General features: G+C 34.4%; 36 protein-coding genes. 30 read left to right on the forward strand and 6 right to left on the reverse strand.

What is annotated here, in order from left to right; all coding sequences use genetic code 11:
• Nucleotides 1-254 precede the first annotated feature (254 nt).
• Nucleotides 255-983, reverse strand: a complete 729-nt coding sequence (locus tag QUF91_RS09925) for a FadR/GntR family transcriptional regulator (RefSeq protein WP_285397600.1) — start codon at nt 981-983, stop codon at nt 255-257.
• A 527-nt stretch (nt 984-1,510) separates the two neighbouring features.
• Between QUF91_RS09925 and QUF91_RS09930 the strand changes: the two genes are divergently transcribed.
• From QUF91_RS09930 to QUF91_RS09940, 3 genes are read left to right on the forward strand one after another with little or no spacing between them, the layout of a single operon-like run.
• Complete coding sequence (locus QUF91_RS09930; RefSeq protein ID WP_289417662.1) at nt 1,511-2,221, forward strand: cytochrome c biogenesis CcdA family protein; 711 nt, start codon at nt 1,511-1,513, stop codon at nt 2,219-2,221.
• A 34-nt stretch (nt 2,222-2,255) separates the two neighbouring features.
• Nucleotides 2,256-2,633, forward strand: a complete 378-nt coding sequence (locus tag QUF91_RS09935; RefSeq protein WP_285397601.1) for a response regulator — start codon at nt 2,256-2,258, stop codon at nt 2,631-2,633.
• Between the two features lie 33 nt (nt 2,634-2,666).
• Complete coding sequence (locus QUF91_RS09940) at nt 2,667-3,161, forward strand: CcdC family protein (protein WP_289417663.1); 495 nt, start codon at nt 2,667-2,669, stop codon at nt 3,159-3,161.
• A 257-nt stretch (nt 3,162-3,418) separates the two neighbouring features.
• Here the strand turns inward: QUF91_RS09940 and QUF91_RS09945 are convergent, their stop codons facing one another.
• Nucleotides 3,419-4,369, reverse strand: a complete 951-nt coding sequence (locus QUF91_RS09945; protein ID WP_289417664.1) for a sensor histidine kinase — start codon at nt 4,367-4,369, stop codon at nt 3,419-3,421.
• Nucleotides 4,370-4,380: 11 nt separating this feature from the next.
• Complete coding sequence (locus QUF91_RS09950; protein WP_289420038.1) at nt 4,381-5,082, reverse strand: LytR/AlgR family response regulator transcription factor; 702 nt, start codon at nt 5,080-5,082, stop codon at nt 4,381-4,383.
• A gap of 180 nt (nt 5,083-5,262) precedes the next feature.
• Here QUF91_RS09950 and QUF91_RS09955 point away from each other — a divergent pair, with 180 nt between their 5' ends.
• From QUF91_RS09955 to QUF91_RS09975, 5 genes are all read left to right on the forward strand, one after another.
• Nucleotides 5,263-6,015 (forward strand): ABC transporter ATP-binding protein, encoded by a 753-nt coding sequence (locus QUF91_RS09955; protein ID WP_289417665.1) that lies wholly within the window; start codon nt 5,263-5,265, stop codon nt 6,013-6,015.
• Nucleotides 6,005-7,165, forward strand: a complete 1,161-nt coding sequence (locus QUF91_RS09960) for an ABC transporter permease (protein WP_289417666.1) — start codon at nt 6,005-6,007, stop codon at nt 7,163-7,165. Before QUF91_RS09955 ends, QUF91_RS09960 begins: the two co-directional genes overlap by 11 nt.
• 91 nt (nt 7,166-7,256) lie before the next feature.
• On the forward strand, nt 7,257-8,183 hold the full coding sequence (locus QUF91_RS09965; RefSeq protein WP_289420040.1) for an ABC transporter ATP-binding protein: 927 nt from the start codon (nt 7,257-7,259) through the stop codon (nt 8,181-8,183).
• Entirely contained in the window at nt 8,176-9,414 is a 1,239-nt protein-coding gene (locus tag QUF91_RS09970; RefSeq protein WP_289417667.1) for an ABC transporter permease, read from the forward strand. Before QUF91_RS09965 ends, QUF91_RS09970 begins: the two co-directional genes overlap by 8 nt.
• Nucleotides 9,415-9,447: 33 nt before the next feature.
• Entirely contained in the window at nt 9,448-9,573 is a 126-nt protein-coding gene (locus QUF91_RS09975) for a hypothetical protein (protein ID WP_289417668.1), read from the forward strand.
• Nucleotides 9,574-9,674: 101 nt separating this feature from the next.
• On the opposite strand, the gene QUF91_RS09980 is transcribed toward QUF91_RS09975, so the two are convergent.
• Nucleotides 9,675-10,103 (reverse strand): DUF2621 domain-containing protein, encoded by a 429-nt coding sequence (locus QUF91_RS09980; RefSeq protein WP_285397603.1) that lies wholly within the window; start codon nt 10,101-10,103, stop codon nt 9,675-9,677.
• A gap of 122 nt (nt 10,104-10,225) precedes the next feature.
• Between QUF91_RS09980 and QUF91_RS09985 the strand changes: the two genes are divergently transcribed.
• The 5 genes from QUF91_RS09985 to QUF91_RS10005 all read left to right on the forward strand — a co-directional run bounded on the left by QUF91_RS09985 (nt 10,226) and on the right by QUF91_RS10005 (nt 12,533).
• Entirely contained in the window at nt 10,226-10,441 is a 216-nt protein-coding gene (locus tag QUF91_RS09985; RefSeq protein WP_285397669.1) for a DUF1659 domain-containing protein, read from the forward strand.
• Nucleotides 10,442-10,456: 15 nt separating this feature from the next.
• The gene (locus QUF91_RS09990; RefSeq protein WP_289417669.1) at nt 10,457-10,681 is read left to right on the forward strand and encodes a DUF2922 domain-containing protein; all 225 of its coding nucleotides are present in this window, start codon (nt 10,457-10,459) and stop codon (nt 10,679-10,681) included.
• A gap of 71 nt (nt 10,682-10,752) precedes the next feature.
• Nucleotides 10,753-10,875 (forward strand): YvrJ family protein, encoded by a 123-nt coding sequence (locus tag QUF91_RS09995; protein ID WP_289417670.1) that lies wholly within the window; start codon nt 10,753-10,755, stop codon nt 10,873-10,875.
• A gap of 103 nt (nt 10,876-10,978) precedes the next feature.
• A complete protein-coding gene (locus QUF91_RS10000; protein WP_285397671.1) occupies nt 10,979-11,587 on the forward strand; it encodes an SCO family protein in 609 nt (202 codons plus the stop codon).
• Between the two features lie 496 nt (nt 11,588-12,083).
• A complete protein-coding gene (locus tag QUF91_RS10005) occupies nt 12,084-12,533 on the forward strand; it encodes an SMI1/KNR4 family protein (protein WP_289417671.1) in 450 nt (149 codons plus the stop codon).
• A gap of 122 nt (nt 12,534-12,655) precedes the next feature.
• Here QUF91_RS10005 and QUF91_RS10010 read toward each other — a convergent pair whose 3' ends face one another.
• Nucleotides 12,656-12,847 (reverse strand): hypothetical protein, encoded by a 192-nt coding sequence (locus QUF91_RS10010; RefSeq protein ID WP_289417672.1) that lies wholly within the window; start codon nt 12,845-12,847, stop codon nt 12,656-12,658.
• A gap of 180 nt (nt 12,848-13,027) precedes the next feature.
• Between QUF91_RS10010 and QUF91_RS10015 the strand changes: the two genes are divergently transcribed.
• From QUF91_RS10015 to QUF91_RS10045, 7 genes are all read left to right on the forward strand, one after another.
• Nucleotides 13,028-13,426: an immunity 22 family protein gene (locus QUF91_RS10015; protein ID WP_289417673.1), complete on the forward strand. Its 399-nt coding sequence runs from the start codon at nt 13,028-13,030 to the stop codon at nt 13,424-13,426.
• A 105-nt stretch (nt 13,427-13,531) separates the two neighbouring features.
• Entirely contained in the window at nt 13,532-13,864 is a 333-nt protein-coding gene (locus QUF91_RS10020) for a DUF7716 domain-containing protein (protein ID WP_285397674.1), read from the forward strand.
• Nucleotides 13,865-13,956: 92 nt separating this feature from the next.
• A complete protein-coding gene (locus tag QUF91_RS10025; RefSeq protein ID WP_289417674.1) occupies nt 13,957-14,676 on the forward strand; it encodes a hypothetical protein in 720 nt (239 codons plus the stop codon).
• Nucleotides 14,677-14,911: 235 nt separating this feature from the next.
• Nucleotides 14,912-15,163, forward strand: a complete 252-nt coding sequence (locus QUF91_RS10030) for a hypothetical protein (RefSeq protein ID WP_289417675.1) — start codon at nt 14,912-14,914, stop codon at nt 15,161-15,163.
• Between the two features lie 76 nt (nt 15,164-15,239).
• Nucleotides 15,240-15,527: a 3-isopropylmalate dehydrogenase gene (locus tag QUF91_RS10035; protein WP_289417676.1), complete on the forward strand. Its 288-nt coding sequence runs from the start codon at nt 15,240-15,242 to the stop codon at nt 15,525-15,527.
• Nucleotides 15,528-15,627: 100 nt separating this feature from the next.
• Complete coding sequence (locus tag QUF91_RS10040) at nt 15,628-16,083, forward strand: hypothetical protein (RefSeq protein WP_289417677.1); 456 nt, start codon at nt 15,628-15,630, stop codon at nt 16,081-16,083.
• Between the two features lie 261 nt (nt 16,084-16,344).
• Nucleotides 16,345-16,743: an immunity 22 family protein gene (locus QUF91_RS10045; protein ID WP_285400385.1), complete on the forward strand. Its 399-nt coding sequence runs from the start codon at nt 16,345-16,347 to the stop codon at nt 16,741-16,743.
• Between the two features lie 73 nt (nt 16,744-16,816).
• On the opposite strand, the gene QUF91_RS10050 is transcribed toward QUF91_RS10045, so the two are convergent.
• A complete protein-coding gene (locus QUF91_RS10050) occupies nt 16,817-17,944 on the reverse strand; it encodes an IS4 family transposase (RefSeq protein ID WP_289417678.1) in 1,128 nt (375 codons plus the stop codon).
• 124 nt (nt 17,945-18,068) lie between these two features.
• On the opposite strand from QUF91_RS10050, the gene QUF91_RS10055 reads away from it, so the two are divergent.
• The 10 genes from QUF91_RS10055 to tnpC all read left to right on the forward strand — a co-directional run bounded on the left by QUF91_RS10055 (nt 18,069) and on the right by tnpC (nt 24,915).
• Nucleotides 18,069-18,644, forward strand: coding sequence for an SMI1/KNR4 family protein (locus QUF91_RS10055; protein WP_285400384.1), 576 nt, complete (start codon nt 18,069-18,071; stop codon nt 18,642-18,644).
• 73 nt (nt 18,645-18,717) lie between these two features.
• Nucleotides 18,718-19,140, forward strand: coding sequence for a hypothetical protein (locus tag QUF91_RS10060; RefSeq protein ID WP_285400383.1), 423 nt, complete (start codon nt 18,718-18,720; stop codon nt 19,138-19,140).
• 123 nt (nt 19,141-19,263) lie between these two features.
• Nucleotides 19,264-20,118, forward strand: a complete 855-nt coding sequence (locus tag QUF91_RS10065; RefSeq protein ID WP_289417679.1) for a hypothetical protein — start codon at nt 19,264-19,266, stop codon at nt 20,116-20,118.
• Nucleotides 20,119-20,339: 221 nt separating this feature from the next.
• Nucleotides 20,340-20,795 (forward strand): SMI1/KNR4 family protein, encoded by a 456-nt coding sequence (locus QUF91_RS10070; protein WP_285400381.1) that lies wholly within the window; start codon nt 20,340-20,342, stop codon nt 20,793-20,795.
• Nucleotides 20,796-20,963: 168 nt separating this feature from the next.
• On the forward strand, nt 20,964-21,293 hold the full coding sequence (locus QUF91_RS10075) for a hypothetical protein (RefSeq protein ID WP_285400380.1): 330 nt from the start codon (nt 20,964-20,966) through the stop codon (nt 21,291-21,293).
• A 71-nt stretch (nt 21,294-21,364) separates the two neighbouring features.
• Nucleotides 21,365-21,718 carry an immunity 51 family protein gene (locus QUF91_RS10080; protein ID WP_285400379.1) on the forward strand — a complete coding sequence of 118 codons (354 nt, stop codon included), beginning with the start codon at nt 21,365-21,367 and terminating at the stop codon, nt 21,716-21,718.
• A 474-nt stretch (nt 21,719-22,192) separates the two neighbouring features.
• Entirely contained in the window at nt 22,193-22,672 is a 480-nt protein-coding gene (locus QUF91_RS10085) for an SMI1/KNR4 family protein (protein ID WP_289417680.1), read from the forward strand.
• A 64-nt stretch (nt 22,673-22,736) separates the two neighbouring features.
• A complete protein-coding gene (locus QUF91_RS10090; protein ID WP_285395386.1) occupies nt 22,737-22,931 on the forward strand; it encodes a hypothetical protein in 195 nt (64 codons plus the stop codon).
• Complete coding sequence (gene tnpB, locus QUF91_RS10095; RefSeq protein WP_289416857.1) at nt 22,928-23,281, forward strand: IS66 family insertion sequence element accessory protein TnpB; 354 nt, start codon at nt 22,928-22,930, stop codon at nt 23,279-23,281. The genes QUF91_RS10090 and tnpB overlap by 4 nt, the downstream gene beginning before the upstream one ends.
• 62 nt (nt 23,282-23,343) lie before the next feature.
• Nucleotides 23,344-24,915, forward strand: a complete 1,572-nt coding sequence (gene tnpC, locus QUF91_RS10100) for an IS66 family transposase (protein WP_289416858.1) — start codon at nt 23,344-23,346, stop codon at nt 24,913-24,915.
• Nucleotides 24,916-25,126: the final 211 nt, after the last annotated feature.

The following is a 25,126-nucleotide window of genomic DNA, read 5'->3' on the forward strand; positions in this document are numbered from 1 at the left end:
TTGTTTTTATAATACTACAACTTTTCAAATTAATAAAAGGCAAAGCTCCTTGTGAAAATTAGGCAGTTGCTGTTACTTTATCTCGCATTAACGGGCAGTCATTGATTTGTACCGAAAGCGAAGCGTCAGGTACAAAACACTGCCTAAATTCAGCGAAAGTAAAGGAGGTAGTTGAGAGATGAGCTGCCCATAGAAGAACGATTGGTGAAGACTAATAATCAGTGGGGATGAAGAAAACCCCACTGATTAAAGCTTCAATTTATTGATTTGGTCGTTTCAAAATATTGCATTAAGACCTTTTCCACATTACTTAAATGCATTGCCATGGCATGCTTTGCTAGCTCTTCGTTTTGCTGTTTAATCGCGAGGAAAATTTGTAGATGTTCGTCGTACAGTTTTTCGCTTGTTGTTTTTTTAGAGTATAACCAAATTCGGCGTGTTTCTTTCATCGTTTCGATCATTACGTTAGAGACTTGGTCTAATATTGTTGCAAGAAGGGGATTTTTAGAGGCAGAAGAAATGGCCGCGTGAAATTGAAAATCTAGTTTTTCACCTAGTTCGCCATCTCCTTGTACTTGTTGCATTTCATCCAAAATTTGCATCATTGATTTTATGTCTTCTTCTGTGCGGTGAATGGCTGCGCTAGCCGCTGCGCCCACTTCAATAATTTTACGTACTTCTAACAAATGAGAGACACCTTGCTTATTTGTTAAAATGGCCGTTGATAAGGGAAAATCAAGCTGATTAGATTTGATACTTTTAACAAATGTACCCGAACCTTGTTTGATTTCAATAAGCCCCATTGCTTTTAGAGCAGAAAGAGCTTCTCGTATGGCCGATCTACTTACTTCTAATTGTTCAGCAAGTTGTTCTACAGAATCAAGTCGGTCACCAGGCTTTAGTTCGCCAGCTCTAATTTTTTCATAGAGGATTTCGGATACTTCCTCATATATTTTTTTCGGTTTAATTTTTTTAAATTCCAAGGAGCTACACCTCATTTATCTCTATCTATTCCTGTATCGTTATTATTATACATGATGAAAAGTAATTTACTCACTGTGTAAAAGTGAATCCTTTATCCTCGCATTAAAGGAGCAATAATTTATTTGTACCAAAAGCGAAGCGTCAGGTACAAGAAACCCACCTCAAAATTCAAGGAAAGCAAAGAAGGTAGGTGGTCGATTAATGGTTGAAAGTCAGTGTTCGATATTTAACTAAAAGCTTCAAAGAACCTTACTGCTTTAGCGCTAAGAGCAGCCAAGTAACACTGTATGTAGAATTATGGTGAATTTTGTTGACAGATAATACAACGGGGCGCATAATGCAGAAGTACATTATCAAATAAACCTCGGTGTAATGACGTTTGAAAATTAAATTGTGTATGATAATATGCTGGAACTTCACTTTTTCAACACCCTTTTGTCAAGAAACGTTCACAAACAGGAAGGGCGCAATTTACAGTGATTTTTGGTACGATGGAAACAGTAACTGTAAGGAGCGAATGAAAAATATGGAAACTGATATTAACGTATTTTTAGCTTTCGGTGCAGGGTTTTTAAGCTTTATTTCACCGTGTACCCTTCCACTGTATCCAGCATTTTTATCATACATAACGGGTATGACATTAGATGAGCTAAAATCGGAACGAGGCATGATGCAAAAGCGTGCTATTATGCACACATTATTCTTTTTATTAGGATTTTCAATTATTTTTATAATGATTGGACTAGGGGCATCATTAGCAGCAGAGTTCTTCCTTAATTATCAAACATTATTACGCCAGGTTGGTGCCATTTTAATCGTTGTATTTGGTTTAATGATTGTGGGATTACTACAAGTTGATTTTTTAATGAAGGATCGAAAATTCCAATTTAAAAACCGACCATCTGGTTATTTTGGATCTGCTTTAATCGGAATAGCCTTTGCGGCTGGCTGGACACCATGTACAGGTCCAATTTTAGCGTCGATTATTTCATTAGCTAGTGCAAATCCAAGCTCAGGCTTTAGCTATATGTTAGCTTATTATTTAGGTTTTGCGATTCCTTTCTTCGTGTTATCTTTCTTTATTTCACGTATGACTTGGATTCGTACACACAGCCAAAAAATTGTGAAGATCGGCGGTTATATTATGATTGCCGTTGGGGTATTATTATTCTTTGATGGATTAACGTATATAACACGCATTTTACAGCCTATTTTTGGTGAATTTACAGGCTTCTAATCTGCTAAACTAAAGAGACATACCGTACTTTAACGTGGAGGGAGATGAACATGTGCCTACAGTTTTAGTAGTGGATGATACGCTATTTATGCGTGTTGCAATAAGTAATATGTTAACTGAATGGGGTTATGAGGTAGTCGGCAAGGCAGCCAATGGTAAAGAAGCTGTAGCGATGTATCGTGAGTTACAACCAGATCTTGTAACGATGGATGTAACAATGCCCGTTATGACAGGTATCGCAGCAGTAAAAGAAATCATCCCTGAATTTCCAAATGCAAAAATAATTATGATTACGGCTTTAGGACAACAGAAGTTAATCGTGGAAGCGATTGAAAGTGGTGCGAAGGATTTTATCACAAAGCCTTTCGAGCCAGAAAGATTAAAAGCTGTAGTTGATCAATTGATTGGATAAAATTGTTAATTTGACATTAGAGGAGGAAATTTTATGTTTAGCAATATCCCTTCTCAATATTATGTTATAGGTTCAACTATAATGGCTATTTTTATGGGTAGCTTTGTCATGGTTTTACGTGTGCGAGCATCCAAGAAACCAACAAATGAGAAGAAAATTATCATTCCACCTATTGCGATGTCTTCAGGTGCAGTAATGTTTTTATTTGAACAATTTCGAGTGTCGCCAATGGAGATTCTAGAGGCGACAGCAGTCGGTATAGTGTTCTCAACAATCTTAATTGCCACTTCTAAATTTGAAGTAAAAGGTCAAGATATTTATTTAAAACGTTCAAAGGCATTCGTTTTTATACTAGTAGGATTATTAGTAATCCGTATTATTGCAAAAGTGGTATTAAGTAGCTCCATTGATGTTGGCGAATTAGCAGGAATGTTTTGGATTTTGGCGTTCGCCATGTTAGTCCCTTGGCGAGTTGCAATGCTTATCCAATTTAAAAGAATCAAAAAAACAATTTCATTGAAGAATTAATAATAGAAAAACTACACTAGAAGAATCATCTAGTGTAGTTTTTTTGTATTCAGGCGATGTTAAATTTGAATAAAGTTTGATTAAAATGTAATTGCGATTGTAGAAAAAATAGCTCCTAATTTGAACAAAGTTTGATCAAAATAGAAGCTATTTATATAGTAAGTCGTATATTTTTGAATCAATCTTTATGTTAAATAATCGAACTTAGTTTTCAATGAAAATCATATATATACAGTTGGCTGGCGGATAGAACAGTTTTAATGCATTGCGGGAAATTTAAGTTTTAATGAAAATTCCTCGTCTTTATAGGTGAAGTCAAGGAAACCATTATATTTTTGGACTATATCTTTAATAATCGTTGTACCTAGACCCTCATGCTTCTGCTTGGTTGTTAATCCAGAGCGGTCAAATAAAGAATCTACAACGTTTGCAGGCAGTGGGATAGTGCTGTTCTTACAAGTCATGATGTATAAACCACTTCGTTTACATAGCTGTAAACTAATATTTCCCTGTGTTTTATTTTGTACTTGCCATTCTTGACAGGCTTCAATACTATTGTCTAGTATGTTGCCAAGTAATGCAACGAGATGTGTATCTGCTATAGGTAGTTGTGAGCAGGGGATATCTAAATCATATAGGATCGTTATATTTGATGCTTTCGCTTGTTTATATTTTTCGTATAAAATTCCTGCTATAACGCCCCTTTCACCTTTAATAGAAAGATTTGTTTCCTCGTAACCTTCTACAAGCTGATGTAAATATTCCTTGGCTGAAGTGCAGTCGTTTTTTTCCATTAAAAAGTGTAGTGCAGCGACATGTTTTAAAAAATCATGACGCTCCTGACGAACGACTCGAAAGGTCTCGTTGAATTGATTTTGCTGCGTCTCAATCTGTCGCAACGTTGCCTGAAGAGATATATACTCTATCACCGCTTTATTACGGTACCATTCTAATAAAATGAAAAGTACTATTACAACTAGATAAATAGCAGAAGGGTCTACAAAGAAATATATACTACAAACAATTCCTTGAATGATACAAAAGAACAACTGTGGTGATGTAAAGCGTTTTTTGAGAAAGATTACGACTATCAGAACGACTATAGTTGTCAGATAAATCGGAACAGGGAGCTGTGAAAATGTGATTTGTGCTTGTACATGAATGGTTAAAAATATCGTGAAATATATAATCGTATTAATTTGAGTCAAATTAAACCACCTCAAAAATAATGTTTCTGTAAAAAATCAACGTTCTCTTTTGTAATCATCGCTTTTTCTTCGATTCCTTCAAATGATACAATGTATGAATTTTTAGCATATAGGGAGAAGTTTGTAACAAAATGTATATTGATAATAAATGAGCGATGAGATCTAAGAAAATCCCGATCTCGGAGTTCCCCCTCAAGTTCATTAAGCGTCTGATATGTTATAATAGGACCCGTTTTTGTATGTATCGTTGTGGAACGACCAGAGCGCTCAATAAAAATAATATCCTTTTTTTGGACAATATGAATATTGTTTTTTTTCTTTAAATATAAACGTCCAGTTATTTCAGATTTTTTATTTTTTTCCATTAATCGTTCAATGGATTGTATTAAACGTTCTTTTGAATAGGGCTTCATAATATAATCATGAACCTGTAATTCAAATGCATGAACTGCGTAGCCGCTATTAGCCGTGACAAAAATCACTGTAATATTTAAAGCGTGCGAATGAATGATGTCAGCTAGCTCATAGCCAGATAAATGAGGCATTTCTATATCTGCAATTAGTAGCTCAATGGACTGTTTCTTAATTTGTTCATAAGCTTCTTCCGCTGATGTTGTAGAAAAGACAATATCAACACCATCTACCGAACAAATAATGCCATGAATTTTATCTAAATCAATTTGGCGATCATCTACTATACCAATCTTCATAATTAACACCTTCAACCCAAAATATATTCCTATACCTATCTTACTATCATAACAGATTACTCTTACTATTTTTCCATAAATTGAACAATTTGCGACATGAAAAGACATATTCGCGACATAATGGAATACATTCCTAATTTTGCTATGTAAGATAAATCTAAGAAAGTTGAATGAGGTGAGACAATGATTCAAATTCAAGAAGTAACGAAGCAATTCAAAGACAAGAAGAAATATGTCACGGCTTTGAAGCATGTTTCGTTTGAGGTGAAACAAGGAGAGGTATTAGGGTTACTCGGTGAGAATGGCGCTGGAAAGACGACTTTGCTGCGTACGATTGCAACGCTACTAGAGCCTACAGCTGGTCAGGTCCAAGTTGGGGGTTTTAATACGGTAAAGGAGTCAGCAGAAATTCAAAAAAAGATTGGGGTACTCTTCGGGAGTGAGACAGGGCTATATGATCGGTTTACAGCACGGGAAAATCTCGAATATTTTGCAATGCTATATGGACTTGGAAAGCATGAAACAAAGGTACGAATTGATGAACTTTCAAAAATGTTTGGTATGAGAGACTATTTGAGTCGTAAAGTAGGAGATTTTTCAAAGGGAATGCGTCAAAAAGTTGCTATCGCGCGTACTGTAATACATAATCCACAAATAATAATATTTGATGAACCAACGACGGGTCTCGATATAACTTCCTCAAATGTATTCAGACAGCTTATACATCAGTTGAAAAGGGAAGGAAAAACAATTATATTCTCTAGTCATAATGTGGAGGAAGTATCAATGCTTTGTGATGCTGTTGCAATGATTCATCAAGGAGAGTTAGTTTATCATGGAACACTTGAACAACTGTATGAGCAAGAAGGCAGTCGAGATTTGAATTATATCTTCATGAGTAAGTTGGTAAGGGGTGGAGATGATTATGCTGTTTAATATTTATGTTAAAGAATTGAAAGATTGTTTTAGAGATCGTCGAACACTTCTATTGTCAGTTGTTTTACCAATTGTGCTTATGACAGGGTTTGTCTTTCTTTTTGAGCAGCTAGGTTCACATGGGAAAGATGAAGTTTATACAGTTGCTGTTACGCAATCATTTGACGAAGCTGATAGAGCTATTTTTGCAAACTATAAAAATCTCGAATTTATAGAAGTTAATGATCCTAAAAGTGCAGTTTTAGATGGGCTTGCAATTATTGGGCTTGAATTTAGTAGAAGCTTTAAGGATGTTGAAAAAAGTAATGATGCGATCAAAATTACAATAATCGGAGATGCACTTAGTCAAAATTCTGCGATTGTTATGTCCAATATAGAAAATGCACTATCGGATTATGAAAGAACAATCATAAGCGAACGTTTACAACAACATAAAGTTGACATTTCGACAATTGAGCCGTTTTCAATTGTTTATGAGGAAACAATTGATGGAGATTTTTCACTGGCGATGCTAGCTTATTTAATTCCGTTAATTTTGGCAGTATCTGTTGGCATAGGAGCAGGACCGGCAGCGGCAGATTTGTTTGCAGGAGAAAAGGAGCGTAAGACGATGGAGGCGCTTTTAATGACGCCTATAAAACGTTCTACATTATTGTTAGCGAAATGGCTGGCAGTTGCTACTATAGCAACACTTACAGGGCTTGTCACTTTAATCGTGATTGTCATGGAAATCTTCTTATTTACAACAGATTTAAAAGCCGCTATTTCTTTAGGAAAAGAACCGTATATTGTCGTCGTTATAGCTATTTTGGTAGTAATTGTTTATGCATTAGTATGTGCATCCATCTTAATGCTGACAAGTATTTTAGCAAAAACTATAAAAGAGGCACAAACTTATAGTGCACCGATTTTAATGCTCATCCTAGTTCCTGCATTTTATGTTATGGGATTAGGTGTGAATGAATTAACATTTTTTGATTTTGTTATTCCGATTGTGAATTTATTTGCGATATTTAAAGAGTTACTTTTAGGAATTACTCAATATAATCATATAGCTATGACACTTATAAGCAATCTTGCTTTAACTTTAATCATCTTTATCATCTGTCGAATTTTGTTTATGAAAGATCGATGGGTCATGAATTCATAGATAAAGGAATTTAGAAGATTTTCTTATTTACTAGAACAATGCTTATGGGGCAATTTATGTAATGAAAAGTTGTCCCGAAGCATTAGTAAACATGTTTAAAGATGAAAAGGGGGCGAAAAATGTGTTAGCAATCCACTCACTTTCAAAGGTTTATACTGATAAAATAGCTGTTAATAATTTGGAGCTAGCAGTAAAAGGTGGAGAGGTGTTAGGGTTTTTAGGTCCTAATGGCTCTGGTAAAACAACTACTTTTAGGATGGTATTAGGCATTATCCCACCTACTTCGGGTACTATCCTTTGGCACAATAAAATGATGCAGCGTTTACCTAAAAAAACGATAGGATACTTACCTGAGGAACGAGGGTTGTTTGCTCATATATCAGTGCGTGAACAAATTCAACTGTTTGCACGATTAAAAGGAATGCCCAAAAGAAAAGTAGACACAGCCATGCATTATTGGGCAGAACGACTAAAATTTACAGAATATTTAGATAAAAAGGTCAGTGAACTGTCAAAAGGAAACCAGCAAAAAATACAACTAGCAATTGCGATCATCCACGAACCATCATTATTAATTTTAGACGAGCCATTCAGTGGATTAGATCCGCTCAATGTAGAGCTATTAAAAAGCGTTGTTCATGAAATGAAACAGAAAGGCACAACAATTTTATTTAGCTCACATCGTATGGATCATGTAGAGGAGCTATGTGAGAAAATTTGTATTTTAAAGCAGGGGAAACCCATTTTATCAGGCTATATTGACGATATAAAGAAAAATTTTGGACAAAACAAGCTTGTAATCGAAGGAAATGAAGATTTTTCTTCACTTCAAGGGATGAAAGAGATTCAGGATTTTAAATACACTAAACACGGTGTGACATTCATGATTAAATCTCCAACTGTAGCACAAACTATTTTTTCGAGACTAAAAGAATTTAGTGCTATTACAAAATTTTCACTAGAAGAACCATCTTTAAATGACATCTTTCTTGCAAAGGTAGGTCATCACGATGAATGAATTCTTGATAATGTTTTGCTCAAATTATAAAACGATGTTCAAAACAAAGAGTTTTTTAACGGTTACGATCATGATTGCATTAGCGATTGTAGTGGTTTTTAATATTGATCGTATTTATCAGCTAATAGGTAAGGGAGAACAGCATACGTCTATTTTAGTGACTGCGAACAATCAAGAAATAGCAACGACCTTACAGGATTTTTATTCGATTAATAAAGTAGAAGGTATGGAGTTACAATTTGTTGATAGCCTTGAAGAAGCGAAAAAGATGTTAGAGAAAAAAGATGAATACGAATACATTTTAAATGTTGAGGAAAACGAAGAACTGAATATTCAAGCAACGATAATTACAGAAACAGAAAAACACATTGAAACGAATACATCAATCCAAATGTTTCTAACTATCTATCAAAGCTATCTCTATATGCAGAAAATTCCTTTATCGGTTGAGGACTCAAGAGCGATGATTGGACCTATTGATATTTCCACAGATTCGCTAATAAAGGAACTCAAGACAGCTAGCTATAATACAACAAATATGTTTTTTGTGTATGCTTTTGTGTTCATTTTATACTTTTCACTTGGTTTATATGCTTCACAGCTAGCTAATGCAGTTGCTTCAGAAAAATCCACACGTGTAATGGAATTAGTGATTTCTAGTATTTCTGCGACGAATTATCTTTATGCTAAAATTTTTGCAACCCTCGCGGTATCGTTTACACAAATTGGGATTTGGTTATTGGTGTTTACTGTGTCATTACAGGTAGGAAGTTATGAGCAATTGACAATATTTCAGGATATTTCATTGGACTCATTAAATATACCACTAGTTTTTTTAGGTATTATATTTTATGTATTAGGATTTGTATTATATGGCTCTTTAGCTTGTTTAATAGGCTCTTTAATGACAAAGGCAGAGGAAGCTTCACAAGCTATTTTTCCAATTGTTGCTCTATTACTTGCTGCATTATTAATCGGTGTGGATGGCATAATGTCACCAAATTCAACATTGGTACAGGTGACTAGCTATATCCCGTTTTTTACACCCATTGTTATGTTTGTTCGCTTAGCATTTGTGGAAGTCAACTATGTAGCAATTATTTTATCAATTCTAGGATTACTAATGACAACCATTTTTGCTGTCATTGGTGCGGCTTATGTCTTTAGAGGTGGTATTCTCCTCTATACAAAAGGTTCGTTTAAAAATTTAAAGAAAGCATTAAAAATGTGAGTGGATGCATTGGAATGGAGGCTGGGCGACTCCTTGGGGATTAGCGTCAAAGAGGATACCCTGGAGCGAAGTAAAGCGGTTCATCCGATGTCCCTAGAAAAGCGCCCAGTCGGAACGGAATTCACTCCACGTTATGGTATAAGCCTAAAATTATTTTAGACTATCAATTCTTTCAGGAAGAACTTAAAAAATAACTTTAAGTAAGATGAAACTTAACGAAGAGCAGTAAAAACGCTGCACATTTTTTGTGCAGCGTACCATTAATCAAATAGATGTTCATATGGGGAAATGTCAATTTGCATTTCATCTAATTTTTTGCGTAAAAATTTATGGTCGCGCTTAGGGGTTGCTTGAATATAGCCACGAATAATTAGATCATGGTTAATGGCTGATGCTTTTTCTTCTAAAGCAAGCTCGCCAATTTTTCCTGCTATTTTTTCCTTTGCTACTTGTCTAAATAGCTCAGGTACGGGGCTTACAAGTTCATATAAAAGCTCTTTCTCAGGTTGTCCCCATAAATGAATGGTTTTATCTAAATAATACTCTTGCCAATCTAAATCAGATTTACCGTCCTGCTTCGGTAAAGCTTTTAAAAATTTGCGGAACATAAAAAATCCGCCTATCGCCATTAATGAAATGAGCACAACTACCCAAAATAGGATAAACCATAAAAACCAACCTTCTAACAAATATGTTCACCTCTTTGCCTTCTCTTACTCTATTATAAAAGCTTACATAAAAAAATTCATCCTTAATGTCCCTTTTTTAGCAATTAGTCTGTATATATTGTGTAAGAAAGGAGGTGATCCTCATGGCAAAAGTCAATTTCTTAGGTGCAACATTTCGTTTAAAGTATGTCACTGGTCACAATGATCAAAATGAGCCTATGTTCACAACTAAAACGTACCGGAATTTAAACGGCTCGCATAAGGCAGAGGATTTACTAGCAGTAGCTTCTGGTATTGCTAGTCTTTCCTCACTCACACTAGACAGCATTGTAAAACAAGAAACAACAGATTTATCCTAAAGGGAGGGAAAAGTTATGACACAAGTTTTAGAGCTGCAATTTGAAACAGCAGCAGGGAAAACAGCAACGATAATGATTGATGCACCGAAGCCAACAGTAACTGCGGAAGAGATTCAAAAGGTAATGCAAACAATCATCACTAAAAATGTTTTTGGTGGACAAGCTGGTGCTCTGGTTGCAATGAGCGGGGCGCGAATCGTTGATCGACAAGTGACAGAATTTGAATTAGAGGTAGAATAATCAAGAAATGGTCTTTGCAGAATGTACTGCAGAGACCATTTTTCGCAAAAGTATGTGGAGGAGGGATTCACATGGAACAGTGGCTAAATATGATATCGGATATCGGCTTTCCTATCTTAGTGTCGTTTTATTTACTGCACCGAGTAGAGGTTAAACTAGATGCTATACATGATGTACTTGTCTCCTTAAAGTGAAATGAATTTCACAAAGATGTACGAAAGATGTCACTTAGATTCCTTGTCAACGTTGACATCCTAAGATAGGATGAGGTTAGTGTAGGTAGGGAGAGTGTTTAAGATGAGAAATAAAGTAATTGGGATTGTTTTACTTTTTGCACTAACAGCAGTGCTCAGTGCATGTGGAAATACAAAGTTTAAAGCAGATTATAACTTGGAATTACCAGACTTTGAACATGTCAATCAACGCGGAGAAAAAGTTTCTTTAGATAGTTTAAAAGGCAAACCTTGGATCGGGATGTATATTTTCACGAATTGTAACTCAATTTGTCCACCAATGTCCTTTAATATGACGCAAGTTCAAGAAAAGCTTAAGAAAAAAGGTGTAGAAGACTATAATATTGTTGCGTTTTCAATTGACCCTGACGTTGATAAGCCTGAAGTATTAGCTGATTATTTAAGCAAATATAATGTTCCCGATGAATCTAAATGGAATCTTCTTACTGGCTACTCACAAAAATATATTGAGCAGTTTGCTGTAAAATCAACGAAGATAATGGTAAAAGATGATCCGAATAGCGACCAAGTGATACACGGAAACCAATTTTTCTTAGTCGATAAAGATGGAGTCTTAGTAAAAATGTATAGTGGGTATTCTAAGAATGCTGAAGATGTACCGATTGATACAATTGCTTCAGATATAGAAACATATATTGATGAAAATTTATAGTGAATAGAAGGAAACCGTCTCTGCAAATCAAGAGGCGGTTTTTATATTGGCAAAAATAATCTAATGCACTTTTAGCCTCGTTAATAGTGTGGGAGGAGGGAGAGATTTTGTCAGTTCATTAAATTTTTGGGTGAAATGATTTAAATGGGGCAATAAATCCATCGGTTAGGATTTATTGCTCTTTATTTTTTTGAAACTATTACTTAATATGGTAAATGTGTGAATGCAATAAGAATCAATAGAAATGGATTGAATATTAAGGAACAAGGCAAAGCAATATCTGATGGCAGCTTTGTAATGTTACATTACTTAGTTCAAGATTTGAGAGCAGCAATCGTTATCATAGTATTAGATCTTATAGTGAAGATATATTACATAGACAATTTGAAAGAAATACACCACATGCTATTTATCCGATAAATAGCACGCAATATGATGGCGGTACACGAGAATATCGGAAAACCTGACAATATTTTCTAGAAGAGGTAGAACGAATATGCATGATATGAATATATTGCGAAATAAATATAGAGCTTTATACGATATTGATGGAATTTCTAAAGAGTACTTAGTTAAAATCGAACATGAACTTCAAATAAAGCTACCTAATGACTTTCGTGAAATATCTAGTTTCTATAGTGGAGGAGACGTTGGTGGGAAAAATATACATTCTTTTTTATTTTCTGATCCAACAAATCTTATAGAAGAAACATTGAGAATTAGAGAAGCGGTTGATTTACCGAATAGATTTGTTGTTATTGCTGAACAAGCTGAAAGTATTATTGTTATGGATACTGAAAATAAACCATCGATCATATGGATTGATTCAGTAGAGATAACTAAATTAGATGAACAAGATTTTATTGCGAAACCAGATGTATGGGAGGAATTCTCAGACTTTTTTAATTACATACTAGATGACGAAGAGGAAGAGCGAAAATATTGAAAAATGCTCAAAGTAAGTTAAGAAAAATTAATTATGAAAAAAGTGCTTCAACAGATTTGACTAAGATTTCGAAACATATGTAAAGAAAAAGATATAAGTCTAGGTGTGTTGATCAACCATTTTTATCCATCCTTATTAATTAGAAGGCTCTGATTTCCGCTAAGGGCTACTCGCTTTGTTGCTGACGCTACGCTTTCGCACAGATAAAACATTTGTTGCTGTCGCTTTGCTTTCGCACATTTAAAACATTTGTTGCTGTCGCTTTGCTTTCGCACATTTAAAACATTTGTTGCTGTCGCTTTGCTTTCGCACATTTAAAACATTTGTTGCTGTCGCTTTGCTTTCGCACAGAAAACATCCGCTCCGTGCAGGGTCTCATCTGTCTCGCTTTCCCACGGGAGTCGAGTAGCCCTGCGCTACAATCAGTTTAAATGGAAATATATTAGCAAAATGGTTTTGAAAATAAATAATTTCTGAAAGTGGGTTGTAACAAAATGTACATGTCAAAAGTTCATATATGGGTTGGTATTAACCATGATGATACAGATGTTTTTGAAAAATACTTTGAATTAGATTATAGTGATCCGGATATAGATATCGATGATCCTAAATATAATGTATGTCAATTTTGTAAAGATATTGGTGAAAGGTGGTATGACGAGGATTTAATAGGTGTTTTTAGAACAGAGGAATTGAGAAATATAAAAGAGTTTTTGGGGGAGTTATCTGTTTCATCAGAAGTAAGCATTGAAATACAAAATACTTGTATAGAAAAAGGTTTTGAAAATATTAATTCAATGTTCTATTATATGGATCCGGAGTTAGTAATATCAGATTTAAATAAACTTTACAACAAACTTATTTATATTGGTGTTTTTGATACTGATTTATAAGACAAGGATAGAACTTGTAGCTAGACGTTCGCATATAGCTCTACAACATGCAAATCTTCATTGACCAACAGGTGGTATTTAAAAAATTTAATAAGGATGTTTTGGATGAATATAAATATGAATTTAATTAGTATAAGGGATGTTTTACTGTTTCCAGAAAAAAATCCTGATACGTGGTTTTATCTCCCGCCCAATCAAGCTGAATGGAGTTTGGATACAGAAGGAGTATTTTCACTAGATAGTTTTGATTTTTCACCCGATTCTGATGCGTATGTGCCAGAACAGGCTAGAAAAAATGGTTGGATAGAAACATTAGATGCTGCAAGTATTGAAGATGTAGTAGAAAATGCAAAAGCTCAGTTGGGCAAACCATCATTAGACCAGTTGCTAAGTGCATTTATTTTTTACTATGAAAATGATGCGTTTCTAGAATTTTAAAACAGGTTTCTGAATGATTTATCGTAGGTGTTGTTTTAACTCAGGTAATGTGAAGATAGAAAGAATTATCTAAGGTCAGAAAGGTGTAAAAAATGGGGTTAAATTCAATTGCAAAAAATAACATTGAAGATATTCAATTAGAAGAATTAACCTTCTTAAAGGAGCAGTTTAATTTATATAAAAAACTGTATAATCAATTGAAAGCTAATTATGAAAAGCAAGAATTACAGTGGGAATGGTCAAAGGGAGGATTTTATTATAATTTTACTCCTTTTGAAATTGAAAGATCAGGGTATAAAAAAGGGAAGTTATTGAAAAAAGAACCTAAAAATAAGGACCAAATTATTGAATATGGCAAGTTAGAAAATGGCATTGTTAACACAAAGTTTTATTCAAACGATGAGTATATTTATTCTGAGAAGTTTATTCTTAAAGAAGGAAATTCATTAATTGAGATTAGGTATTCTGATGGAATTGAAATTAAAAGCCTCGATAAAATATCGATTTTATTTTTTAATGATGAAGGGCATCCACAAAAATATATAACTTACGAACATGAAATAGACTGTGAAGAAGAGGACAATGAAGAAGAGTATACTATTGCTAAGGAACTTTATGAATATAAAGACTTAAAGATAATAAAAATAAGTGTTAGAGGCTATATTAAAGATAGTACAAAAAGAATAGTAATTGATAGGGACTATAACATAGTATACGATTTGTCTGATAACTTATCAGAAATTTTTAGCCAAGATAATAATCTTGCAAGTGGTAAACAATCGAATACAAAAATATTTTCTGAGTTGGAGTAATTGTTGTAATATAGTAATTCTAATTATTGGATCATCACCAAAAGTTGTGGATGACATTTTTTAAAATATATGCTCTGTATTTTAGTTGATTGTAGTGGAGACTGGGCGACTTCTCAGGGATTCGCGTCACAGATGAGACCCTGAAGCGAGCAACGCGAGTGAAGCGGCTCATCGGGCGCCCTCAGGAAGCTCTACTCTGCGCGAAAGCGAAGCGGCAGCAACAAATGTTTTAGCTGTGCGAAAGCGAAGCGACAGCGGCAAATGTTTTAGCTGTGCGAAAGCGAAGCGACAGCGGCAAATGTTTTATCTGTGCGAAAGCAAAGCGACAGCAACAATTGTTTTAACTGTGCGAAAGCAAAGCGACAGCAACAAATGTTTTATCTGTGCGAAAGCAAAGCGACAGCAACAAATGTTTTATCTGTGCGAAAGCAAAGCGACAGCAACAAAGCGCCCAGTCGGAACGGAAATCAACCACACGTTTTGGTGAAGAGCCTAATTATTATATATTTAAATAGAGATTAACAAAAGTACAAATAATTTTTAAAAAGGAGTGGAATGGAAAAATGGATTTCTTCAAAATATTTATGTTCCTTTTTATAATTATTGCAAACATAATAGGATTTTTTGTGTTTTTTAAGAAGAAAAGTATATATTTATCTGCCTTAACAATATTATGTTTAGCTATAGTATTTGGTGGAGCAGGAAGTTTATTAGCGATAGCAATAATTAATGATCCATTTGCAATATTTTTTGGTTTGCAAATAGGGTACATTCTGATGATTAATGGCGTGATTGTCCTGTTAATTGCAGTTCTAAAAACAGTAGTAAAGAAAATAAATAGTGTAATGTAATAATAGTTTTAGACGTAGAAGCTCATACAAAAATATTAAATACCTGTCATAAAAAGCGAGGTTGATTTTTAATGAACGAGGATATTAATAAAATTATTGATTGCTTAAAAAAGGTTTAAAAGAAGATCCTTCAAATATTGTTTTTGGAAAATTAAATGAAGGTATCGAGGGAGATAGTAAAGTTAATTCTTTAAAGTTAGGAAAATATTACGACTTATTAAATTTAACAAACGGAATGCGTTGTGGTGATATTGATCTATGGAGTTACAGTGAATTAGAAAGAAATCAATATGTTCTCTCAGATATACAAGATGAAAAAGAATCATGGTTATCAATAGGCCAAATTCTATATGAACCATTAATAATGAACAGATTTGATGGGAATGTTTATAGATTTGATATGGATGAAGATGGTACTTTAATGAATTATTTTGGAGAATTAGATTTCTTTTTAAAAAATTATGTTTTTGGATATGGATATAGTGAAGTTATCCCGAATTCTGAAGATGATGATTGGTTCTTGTTTCTGAAAAAGAAAGGAATAATTTCTGATTAACTATAATGAGAAAAGTAAAAATCACATCTATAACGAAAAAAGTGTATACAAAACATTTTCATTAATCAAGGTAATCAAAGATATGAATATCTATTAATTACCTAAACACAAAAAGTACCATATGAATGACTTATGAAGATGGGAAATATTGTTATATGTGACAATCTTTCATTCTAGTAGCTAATATTACAAATGGATACAAATTTAATATTGGAACTGAGTATCTAGTATAGAAAATATATGAGAGAGAGTGTAAAAGTAATGAATATGTCTAAAGTGCATGTTTGGGTAGGGGTAAATAATGTTGATGATGAAACTTTTGAGAAGTACTTCGAATTAGACTATGACGATCTAGATATGGATATTGATGATCCTCTTTATAAAGTGTGTCAATTTTGTCTAGATATAAACGAAAAATGGTACGATGAAGACTGTATTGGCGTTTATAAGGAAGATAATACTGTAGATGTTCGTGTATTATTGGAAGAATTATTGGTATCAAAGGAGACATTGTTAGAAATACAAGACATTTGTAAAAAAAGAGGATTAGAAAATAGTAATGCTATGTTTTATTATATGGATTCAGAAATAAATGTAGCAGATCTAAACAAACTTTATAATGGATTAACTTATATAGGAAAATTTTGCACGAATTTATAATATCGATATATTTCGTATTATAAACACTTACATATCGGCGGCACTGATTATCACACGTGTTGATTAACCAAAATTATACAGTAGTTGAATGATTTATGTTCCAATGAAACACCAGGATTTCTTTCACCCTGATTCGCCATTCTATTGGCAGGGCAGCACAAAGAAACATCCGTGTAAAACCTACGAATGATAAGGGTTTGATATTATTTTTCTTATTCCCTTGTGTATGAAGAAATTTCAAACAAACATAGGCAATAAGGGCTACGAATAGCTGATTGAATACAGCATTTTTTGTTGTTCCGAATAGAACAGGTACGTTCAAGTTTTGTTTAATCCAACGGAAAAAATTTTCAATCGCCCAACGTGACTTATACATGTTGGCAATTTCTTCAGCGGTGATATCCATTAAACTTGTCACGACACGTATTTCTTTATCTTCATGATCTATGAATTGAACGACACGATGGCGTTTTTTCGTTTGTTTTTGTGGCGTCCCAAGCGTACAAGTAAAATCAGCTGTCACATTGGAATCGTTGGTACGACTACCTTGGAGCGATTTTTTGCGATTTAATTGCACATTGTCTTTTAAACGTAACACAAAATGTTGATATTCTTTCAGGTAGCGATCGACTTTATCAATAGAAAAGTAGGCACGGTCACAAACGAGGATAAACCTTTTATCTTCAAGGAATTCGCCAATGGGACCATCATGTTTTAAACCGGTTGTTTCTACGACTTTTAAGGGCATCGCAGTTTCATTAGTAAAACTAACATGTAATTTGATTCCTGAACGTTCGCCGTGATAGACAGCCCAAGGTAATCTTGTTTTGCCTACTGTAATGGTAGTTGAATCAACGGCTAATAATCTTTTCGGCAATTTCAATTTACGACGAGCTGCACGGTTGAGCTTCCCGACAATCACTTCAAAAATTCGTTTGATGATGCCATAATCAAGTGCCTTTAAATGTTTAGAAAGCGATGAATGATTCACCGAAACAAGACCGTTACTTGGACCCACATCCGCTGCGTGGCGTAAACTTTTCCACTCGTTCGTGGCAGCACCAATTAAATACGAAATGAGCGTGGGAACTGTACATTTTCGTGCTGTTTCTACATAACCGAATTCGCTTAAGATTGATTGCCATTCTTCCTCTGAAAGAAAGGTTTGAATGAGTGTAAAAATCGTGTTATTCTTGTTCAAGAGAGATTCCTCATTTCGTAATTGTTTGTGTAGTAACTAACATTTTACATGAGAATCTCTCTTTTTGTATAATTTTTATTGGAAGAAATTAGATAATCAACACGCGTGACTGATTATTTTAAAAATGGTACAGGATGAACTAAAAAAAGAAGGGTGTGGAACTTTAATGAACAGCAATTCTAAAGGTAACACTAATGTCTTTTTGAATAACGATATTTCATTTGAGAATTCTTGGAAGGAAATATCGGTTTCCAAAATAAATGAGATTATATCTGATGAATTTCCAGGAAAAAAGGATTTTATAGAGTTTTACCTTGTTAAAAATGGAGGGGTGTTTACTAAAGGGGCATATATTTACCCTGATAATTTTTATGAAATAACAAACAAGGATCATATCTCGATAGAAATTGGGAGTTTTTTTCATATTCCATTAATAGAAGATAAAGAGGATTCTTATTACACAATGTCTATTGAAAGAGCAAGAGATAGAAGGATAGATTATTCTGAGGACTTCGAGAACTTTGTTTTATTTCATATCCCTTTTGCTGATAATCATGCGGATAATGATTTTTGGATTGATATCCAAACTGGGGAAATTAAATATATGGATTACGAAAAAAGTTACGACCCAGATGATGCAATCGTTGTAGCACCTTCATTCTTAGAATTTTGCAAGCACCTTCAGGCAACACTTAAGTAGACTGTAATGTAAAAAAGGAAATTGGCACTTACAGGCGAATTTATACCTAAACCATTATTGGAAAGGTGATATTTTGAATTATGAAAGTAAAACTATAAAACTTGCTATGGATGACGGGAAAATAGTTGAAGGTATGATGAAACTATATGAGGAATCTCCAGATGATGAAGAAATGGTTTTAATAGAATTATTATTATTAGGTGACACAATAAGTTTCAAACATGAAAACTTTTTCCTAGCACTTCAAAGCCTGCGACATCATCTAGAGGATAAGCATATACAGGTTATGTGTAATGGGGCTGCGTTAAATGTTTATCCATCTACAATGCAGCTATCGATGGTTACCGGACGTTTAGCATATAAAGTAAAATGGGGAGAACAAGCTAAATTAAAAGATGTGGTTGACATATTTGAGTTTGACAATAGTTTGAGGTTTGTAAAAATCGAAGAACAGTTCAGCTACTATATTAGGTGGTTAAAAAGTTTAAAGGGTTAGCTTAGTTAAGAAGAATTTAGTAACTATGAGATTTTACAAAGTAATCGAGGGTTACTTAGTGTCAAAATAGATTTTAATAAGCAATTTTCTCACTGAAGAGTGGACTCAAAAGGGAGTGGAAGAATGCGTCCGAACAAATATTGGAAGTATTTTGATCGAGTAATGAAAGAGTACAAAAAAAGAGTGGTTTCGGATGAAGAAGTAAAAGAAATACTAGATGATCGAATGCAGGAAATGAAGGACTTAATTGAAAAAAATGAACGAAATCTTTTAGCTGATAGCTTAGGCTTATTAATAGGTGTTCACCTTGAAATGAATGCAAAAAATAGAATACTAAATGGAGAACCATCAGCATGGATTTTATTAGAGCAACAACTTTTTTGGTTGAATCAAATGATTAAAAGCAATCCAAGTGAAAGAAATGTATCGGACAGAGAAATAGGAGGGCTGATTGGGCTTTCTTTATTATGGGGTTATGAAGATTTTGCAGAGCTAACATACAAATATGCAACTAATATGTTCACGAAAGATCGAGATTTTTATTCTGAGAATAAGACTCATCATGTTTTCATGACATGCCTATATCACAAATGGAAAACTGGAGAAATGCCTGAATTGTTTAATATTTTACCAGAAGATCATATCTACCAAAAATTGATGCGCAGTTGGAACGATACAAATAATTTTGGAGAATATCTTTATGAACTTTGTGATTTTCACATCTATAGTTTAAGCGACACACCAGACAAATCAAGTGAAATTTTATCGTTCGACTGTATTCCTTACGATTATTATTGTATTCAATTACTAAGAGAAAAAGAGGGACTAGTCACACCTAATATAGAGCATCCGTTGCTTCAAACACCACTGGCTGAAATTCCAAAGGATAGACCTGGGTATAAACTTGATGAGGATGAGGTATTGCAATTCGTAATTCAAAATGAAAAAATACCTGATTCGCAACGCCTCATACGTTAAAGGCGTTTCATAATGAGATACCTTCAACAGTTAGGTGGAATATGAGTGGTGATATGCATGCAATGTTGTTACTTCTACAAGGCTTTCATGTGATGCAGTAGATAAAGATTGATTTGAATTTAAATGAGGCGATAAATCCACTAATTAAGATTTATTGCTTTTTTTAATATCTTATTCATGATTTACTTAATATGGAAAGTGTGGAAGGCAGGGTGTTGACTGTGGATGCAAATCTTATTAGAAGAATTGAATCTTTTTTAAACAAAAGTGAGTTTAAAGAGTTTAAAGGAGAACCAGCTACTGACGAAGAAATTTTGAATGCTGAACAAGTTTTGAATGTAAAGTTTAACGAAGAGTATATTCAATTTATTAAATTATTTGGAGGTGCTTGTGCAGGATTTGCTATACATGCATTTAAAAACGGAAGTTCATTGGGAAAAGCCACTGTAGTCGAGCTTACTCATCGATTTAGAAAAGGTGGAGAAGATATGATTCCACAAGAATTGAAAGATGCTTATGTGATTTCAGATGATGGCACAGGGAATCCCATTTTAATGAATAAAGAGGGAAAGATATTTATTTTTTGGCATGATTCATGGGAAGTAGAATTACTACATAACTCGCTACAGGAAATGTTAATGAAGTATTTTCCGCAATCAGGGGGTTATTACGTATAATCTGCGATAGAAATAAAATATATTCTTGAGCCAGAAAAGATTTAGCGGATCTAATATTAGATATACCTTTTGAATAGGTTTATGAGATATTTGTAAATTAATAGATTTAATAGATAAAAATATGTGAACAATCTTAAAAGTAAGATATAATAAAAATTGGAGGAAATTATGAAAATTTTCAGTGAAGCACCAGACGGTAATGAAGCGGCAGAACTAGAAAATGCTCATTATTTTAATTTGGCAATTGAGAAAATTGAAGAAAGCAATGAGTGGTTGAAGAAAGCTGAGAAGCCATATCAGGTTATGTTAGTTCATTTAGATATTTTGTTGATGCTTTCTAGAAAGTATAAAGCAGATGCAAACTTAAGTATTAAGAAAGATAGGGTTCAGAATGGAAAAATACTTTTGACACATGGTTTACTAGGTGCGGTCATAAAATCCCTTCAAAATATAGAAATGGAATTAAAGAAAACGCTGAAGAGTTATTTTATGAATTGAGTGAATATGGTCATTAAAGTATGCTGCAACGTTTCGAGGTGTAAAAAAATTATTTTTGGTGGTGGATTAAGATGAATTTTGTAGATGATAAACAGAAAATCGCTCCGTTTTTTTGGGTGAACCATGATGGAGGTTCTGCGTCCTTATGTTTAAATGTGGGCGACTATAAGCACGAGCTTTTTGATACGCGATCTGATGAAGGATTTGAGGGGAACGGCTATGATTGGAGTTCTTTAGCAATAGTTTTTCTTGAAGAAAAAATGCCCGAATTAAAAGGTATTGTCAATTTTGATCCCGAAGCCGATATGTTTTGTGCGTATTCTTCTGATAAAAAAGCATTAGAGAAGTTTGCTATTTCATTTAAAAATATATGTGAAGATGATTCTTCCATCACAGATTTATTTTCTCGGGCTGAATTAGATTGAATTTAATATAATATTAAATTTCTCTCAGGCGAATTATTGATATCAGATTCGGATAATATTTTCATTTCGGAAGAGGGAATACGTACCTTGTCTTTGAGTTCTAATATTTTTCATATTAAGCAGTTTGTTAATTAATGTAGAGTGCCTGTACTTGCAACAAATCTTTACATTTCTAAATGATTTGAAGTTTGATTTAAAACGGCAATAAATCCATGGATTAGGGTTTATTGCCGTTTTTTAATACTATATAACGGATCTACAAGTATAGATTTAAAAACTGATTTTCTTGGATAATTGTCCAGAAAAGTTGTAGTATGCTTATATTTGTGACCAGTTCCGTATTACCCCAATATTTATACTTTAATTTAAAACGGCAATAAATCTATGAATTAGGAAGAAAGATCATTCGAAGTATCATAAATTTTATCATCCGGACGACTAAGGCGAAAGAAACGAATGGGGAGGCGGAGCATTATGTCAGAAAAAATAAATAGAGAACCAATATTACCAATTAGACAGATAGGGGAAGACAATTGGATTGAAAATCTGTCATCCTTTCTTGAGGATCGTGATGTAGAAGTGATTTCGTTAGAAGATGAACAAATTTTTCAAAAAACAGAGCGATATCTAGATTGGATAATTCCTTTTCAAACGAAAGAATATTTCTTAAATTTTGGTGGTATTGAAAGTTCTGATTTCATGTACAACCTTAAAAAAATTAATGAGTGGGAAGTATTGACCAATTCTGTTTGGGAGTTTGTATCATTAAATTTTAAACAGCAAGAAACAGATAAATATATTGTTTTTTCTGAAAGTCCTAGCAATGATCCTATATGCTTTAAAAGGGACACTGCACAGGTATATTTGTTTTCACATGATCCCATTAAAAGGACTAAAGTATATAAAGATTTCAATGACTATTTATTAAATGAGAGTAAGCCCGTAATCAAATAACGCATATAAACAACCTGGCACCTCCGGTACGATAGATGTATCTATCTAAGGAGGTGCTTTCCTTATGTCAACTAACAAATTAACCATTGTACCAGTTAAACTGGATCCCATACCAACTGAAACAACCTCGACTAATTCTTTCCAACAGACAGCTGGGCCAAGCTGTCTGATTAAAACTGCTGCGGGCGAAATCTCCTTCTTCAATGGCGTAGATGAGCACATCATTCAAGCTGTGATGAAGGAGCTGGTTCAAAAATGAAGCATGATTTTACGCGCGTGCAAAATATTTATATTGTCTGCGGGAAAACTGACATGCGTAAAGGGATTGACGGTCTAGCGACCCTCGTTCAGGACTCGTTTGAACTGGACCCTTATAGTGACTCGATTTTTTTATTTTCAGGTATAAGTAAGGACCGCTATAAATGTCTTTATTTTGACGGTGACGGCTTTGCACTACTTTATAAACGTCTAGACAATGGCAGGCTACAATGGCCCAAAAATGAAAAGGAAGTACGAAATCTATCTCAACAAGAATTGCGTTGGTTATTGGAAGGTTTATCTCTTCAACAACCGAGGGCAATACAGAAATCTGCAAAAGGTGTCTTTTAATCACTACTTTCTAAATGGTATAATTAACCGCAGATAATTTGAACGGAAATGTGGTGAACAAGATGAGTATGGAAACAACAGAAAAATTAATTCACTTATTAGAAGAGCAACTCGCTGTTATGAAGCAACAAAACGAAGAGCTTTCTAAAAAGTTAGACGTGTCACTCGCCCAAAATAAATACTTGTCTGAACAAGTTCGCCAGTTAACCAAAATGATTTATGGTTCGCGCTCGGAGAAGTCAAAATACCAACCACCAGATGGACAATGTTCGTTATTCGATAATGATCCGTCTTTTAATGGGTCTGAGCAAACAGAAGAACAAAGCACGGAAACTGTGACGTATACAGTGACCCGTTTAAATAAAAAGAAAAAGCGTAACGATTCATTCGTAGAAGGTGTGGAAGTGGAAGAAATTCACCATCATCCAGTAAATCTCCAATGTGACTGTTGCCAAAGTCAGCTACATGAAATCGGCTCCACAATTACCCGTGAAGAAGCAGCGTTTATTCCGGCCAAGTTGGTGCGTGTGCAGCATATTGAGCATGCCTATGAGTGTAAGCAATGTAAAAAAGATCGTGAACAAAATCAGTTTATTCAACGTGGGAAAGCGCCGATGGCAGTGATTCCTCGTAGCATCGCAGGGCCAACGGTGTTGGCGAAAGTCATCTATGATAAATTCTCACTCTACCTACCACTTTATCGCCAAGTAAAAGAATGGGCACGTACGGGTTTAATCACCAATGATAAAAATCTTTCGAATTGGGTGATTCGTGTTGCAGAAGAGTGGCTATTACCAATTTATGAAGAGATGAAAAATGTCCTTTCAGTCAAAACGCTACTTCATATTGATGAAACTGTTGCCCAAGTATTGAATCGTTCTGATGGAAAGCGAGCACAATCAAACGCGTATAACTGGGTATTCCGAACAGTCCCAACTGAGGGGCCAGTAATCATTCTATTTGAACATGCGTTAACGCGAAGTCGAACGGTATTGGAGGAATATTTGGCCAATTTTGAGGGCACCATTATTTGTGATGGCTACTCTGCCTATGATAAGTTACCCAACATCACATTCGCCAACTGTTGGGCGCACGTTCGACGTTATTGGTTAAAAGTCGATAGCAAGAACGGACGTATTGGTTTGGCCTACTGTAATCAGCTCTACGCTTTAGAGCAAAAATTCAAAGGGCTGCCGCCGAAGCAACGTCGAAAAATGAGATGGCGCTACGCAAGACGGGTCATTCGGAAGTTTTTTAACTGGCTCGAAAAGTCTCAATTCTTTGGCAAAAACGCATTAGCCACAGCAACAGAGTATACGTTGAACAGAAGAAATGAACTAAAAGCATTTTTGTATAATGGGCAAATCGAAATCGATAATAATCCAGCCGAAAATGCGATCCGTCCAACCGTGATAGGAAGGAAGAACTGGCTCTTTTCTGTCAGTGAGGCGGGCGCAAAAGCCAATGCAATCTGCTTAAGTCTAGCGGAAACAGCAAAAGCGAATGGTGTAGATTTCTATAAATACCTCGTCAAGCTTTTGACGGATTTACCCAATCTCGCAATTCATCAACAACCAGAATTATTACAAGAATACATGCCTTGGTCCGAGTCGATTCAAGCTACATGTGCATAATAAAGCCAGCTATCTGAAAAAACATCAGAAAGCTGGCCATTTGTCGTGCGTGCCGTGAGGTGCGCATATTTTTTTGAATTCGGGCTTACAAATGAGATAATTGATATCCAAAAATTGTACACAGAAGTTACTTTTGATTGTTCTAAGAAAGAAATAGAGTATAAAGCAAATTTGCTAGATGGCGATAGTATTGATTTTAATTTCCGTTATT

This window comes from Lysinibacillus sp. G4S2 (assembly GCF_030348505.1).
Taxonomy (GTDB): domain Bacteria; phylum Bacillota; class Bacilli; order Bacillales_A; family Planococcaceae; genus Lysinibacillus.

Bases quoted from the DNA above. Each gene is read 5' to 3' on its own strand.
- QUF91_RS09930 (WP_289417662.1), top strand. From the start codon at position 1,511: ATGGAAACTGATATTAACGTATTTTTAGCTTTCGGTGCAGGGTTTTTA.
- QUF91_RS09940 (WP_289417663.1), top strand. From the start codon at position 2,667: ATGTTTAGCAATATCCCTTCTCAATATTATGTTATAGGTTCAACTATA.
- QUF91_RS09955 (WP_289417665.1), top strand. From the start codon at position 5,263: ATGATTCAAATTCAAGAAGTAACGAAGCAATTCAAAGACAAGAAGAAA.
- QUF91_RS09960 (WP_289417666.1), top strand. From the start codon at position 6,005: ATGCTGTTTAATATTTATGTTAAAGAATTGAAAGATTGTTTTAGAGAT.
- QUF91_RS09965 (WP_289420040.1), top strand. From the start codon at position 7,257: ATGTTTAAAGATGAAAAGGGGGCGAAAAATGTGTTAGCAATCCACTCA.
- QUF91_RS09970 (WP_289417667.1), top strand. From the start codon at position 8,176: ATGAATGAATTCTTGATAATGTTTTGCTCAAATTATAAAACGATGTTC.
- QUF91_RS09985 (WP_285397669.1), top strand. From the start codon at position 10,226: ATGGCAAAAGTCAATTTCTTAGGTGCAACATTTCGTTTAAAGTATGTC.
- QUF91_RS09990 (WP_289417669.1), top strand. From the start codon at position 10,457: ATGACACAAGTTTTAGAGCTGCAATTTGAAACAGCAGCAGGGAAAACA.
- QUF91_RS09995 (WP_289417670.1), top strand. From the start codon at position 10,753: ATGGAACAGTGGCTAAATATGATATCGGATATCGGCTTTCCTATCTTA.
- QUF91_RS10000 (WP_285397671.1), top strand. From the start codon at position 10,979: ATGAGAAATAAAGTAATTGGGATTGTTTTACTTTTTGCACTAACAGCA.
- QUF91_RS10005 (WP_289417671.1), top strand. From the start codon at position 12,084: ATGCATGATATGAATATATTGCGAAATAAATATAGAGCTTTATACGAT.
- QUF91_RS10010 (WP_289417672.1), bottom strand. From the start codon at position 12,847: ATGTGCGAAAGCAAAGCGACAGCAACAAATGTTTTAAATGTGCGAAAG.
- QUF91_RS10015 (WP_289417673.1), top strand. From the start codon at position 13,028: ATGTACATGTCAAAAGTTCATATATGGGTTGGTATTAACCATGATGAT.
- QUF91_RS10020 (WP_285397674.1), top strand. From the start codon at position 13,532: ATGAATATAAATATGAATTTAATTAGTATAAGGGATGTTTTACTGTTT.
- QUF91_RS10025 (WP_289417674.1), top strand. From the start codon at position 13,957: ATGGGGTTAAATTCAATTGCAAAAAATAACATTGAAGATATTCAATTA.
- QUF91_RS10035 (WP_289417676.1), top strand. From the start codon at position 15,240: ATGGATTTCTTCAAAATATTTATGTTCCTTTTTATAATTATTGCAAAC.
- QUF91_RS10045 (WP_285400385.1), top strand. From the start codon at position 16,345: ATGAATATGTCTAAAGTGCATGTTTGGGTAGGGGTAAATAATGTTGAT.
- QUF91_RS10055 (WP_285400384.1), top strand. From the start codon at position 18,069: ATGGTACAGGATGAACTAAAAAAAGAAGGGTGTGGAACTTTAATGAAC.
- QUF91_RS10065 (WP_289417679.1), top strand. From the start codon at position 19,264: ATGCGTCCGAACAAATATTGGAAGTATTTTGATCGAGTAATGAAAGAG.
- QUF91_RS10075 (WP_285400380.1), top strand. From the start codon at position 20,964: ATGAAAATTTTCAGTGAAGCACCAGACGGTAATGAAGCGGCAGAACTA.
- QUF91_RS10080 (WP_285400379.1), top strand. From the start codon at position 21,365: ATGAATTTTGTAGATGATAAACAGAAAATCGCTCCGTTTTTTTGGGTG.
- QUF91_RS10085 (WP_289417680.1), top strand. From the start codon at position 22,193: ATGTCAGAAAAAATAAATAGAGAACCAATATTACCAATTAGACAGATA.
- QUF91_RS10090 (WP_285395386.1), top strand. From the start codon at position 22,737: ATGTCAACTAACAAATTAACCATTGTACCAGTTAAACTGGATCCCATA.
- tnpB (WP_289416857.1), top strand. From the start codon at position 22,928: ATGAAGCATGATTTTACGCGCGTGCAAAATATTTATATTGTCTGCGGG.
- tnpC (WP_289416858.1), top strand. From the start codon at position 23,344: ATGAGTATGGAAACAACAGAAAAATTAATTCACTTATTAGAAGAGCAA.